This window comes from Thermocladium sp. ECH_B, assembly GCA_001516585.1.
GTDB lineage: Archaea > Thermoproteota > Thermoprotei > Thermoproteales > Thermocladiaceae > Thermocladium.
In genome coordinates this window covers 1-1,370 of the sequence record LOBW01000144.1, presented here as the reverse complement: position 1 = coordinate 1,370, position 1,370 = coordinate 1, and the positions used below count along the sequence as shown (strand labels likewise).

The 1,370-nt window shown below is 39.8% G+C and carries 1 protein-coding gene and 1 tRNA gene; one reads left to right on the top strand and one right to left on the bottom strand.

Going from position 1 to position 1,370, the window contains the following annotated elements; all coding sequences use genetic code 11:
- The first annotated feature begins 299 nt into the window (after window positions 1-299).
- Window positions 300-1,196 (top strand): hypothetical protein, encoded by an 897-nt coding sequence (locus AT710_09820; GenBank protein KUO89710.1) that lies wholly within the window; start codon window positions 300-302, stop codon window positions 1,194-1,196.
- A gap of 81 nt (window positions 1,197-1,277) precedes the next feature.
- Here the strand turns inward: AT710_09820 and AT710_09815 are convergent.
- Window positions 1,278-1,351: transfer RNA gene (locus AT710_09815), tRNA-Met, on the bottom strand.
- Window positions 1,352-1,370: the final 19 nt, after the last annotated feature.

Here is a 1,370-nt window from a genome sequence, read left to right as displayed (position 1 = left end):
TCAAGACATGGAGGGAAGCATATGAGGAGGCAAGAACAATAGCCGACCAAAAAGAATACATATTGGAATGGTACCTAGAAGAAGAAACAACTACCTAACCCCTAGCCTAAGAAACTGACCTCTCGCCTTGAAGGGCGAGATTTGTAGTTCATTTTATCATTTCGTCCAATTAAGGGCTTGAGATAAGAATCTTCTAATTATCTAGGAGACTTCCAGAGAGCAGGGCCAAGTAAAACAAATAATTCACTCCCTAAGAATGGATTTAACATCTTTATATAAAATAATAGAAAAGCTTTAATATGTATATAATAAATTTCATCATGGGACTGAAATTAGTGATTGCATCGACCGTGGGTACAAGTATTTTAAGTAACCTCGAAAACGATAATAATTCAAAGAAGAGCAGGAAACTGCAGGATTTACTAAGTAGGAAACCATCATGGGCTGCCGTGGATGATGATATACAAAAAGAGCTAGATAGGAAATCAACGCTTGCCAGCTCCTTATTTAAGGAGGCGCTGAATATTGTTAAGTTAGATCCAGAGAAATACAGTGCTGAGCTTAATTCAATAATTAATACATTAAGAACGATTCAAGGCAATGTAGTGGATGAGCTAGAGCTATTCTTTTACCCAACCAATACTGGAGCATCCAAGTTTTGCGCCAAGATAATCTATAATTATGTGAAAATGGATGTGGATGATTTCAAGAAAAGGACGGGGCTGGCCAAAAATACGAAAATAAAGGCATACGAACCCATTACCTTACGTGGATTCGGTTCGGATCCTGGATTCTTTAACAATGGCTTAATTGAGCTAGTGGATAAATTCGCTCGAATTATAATAAATAAGACAAAGCAAGACTATAAAGTAATAGTGAATTCAACGGCTGGATTTAAGGCTGAGACAGCATACATAACAATAATGGCCATGTTAGCCGGGGCCTGGAGAATTGTTTATATGCATGAAGGCTTTAAAGAAGTGGTTCAGCTTCTCAGCCTTCCCCTAGCAATAGATGAGAGATATATGAGGGATTTAAGAAAGATAGGAAAAGGAGCCCAAAAACAAGCTGTGGAATCCATGGGCATAGATGTCGACGCGCTAAAAGAGAGAGGACTAGTTGATTTAGAGGATGGCTTCGTAAAACCAAGAGAATGGATCACTCATCTCCTAAAACTAACCAAAAGCAAACCTTAATACAAAAGCATGATATTTCGCTCCCACTGAATGATTGTTCCCCATTAACATGAAAATTCAAATATTTCTCTTAATTAGTGATGGGCCCGCCGGGATTTGAACCCGGGGCCTACCGGTTATGAGCCGGCCGCTCCACCTGGCTAAGCCACGGGCCCTCATCTATGCCTGTAGCGC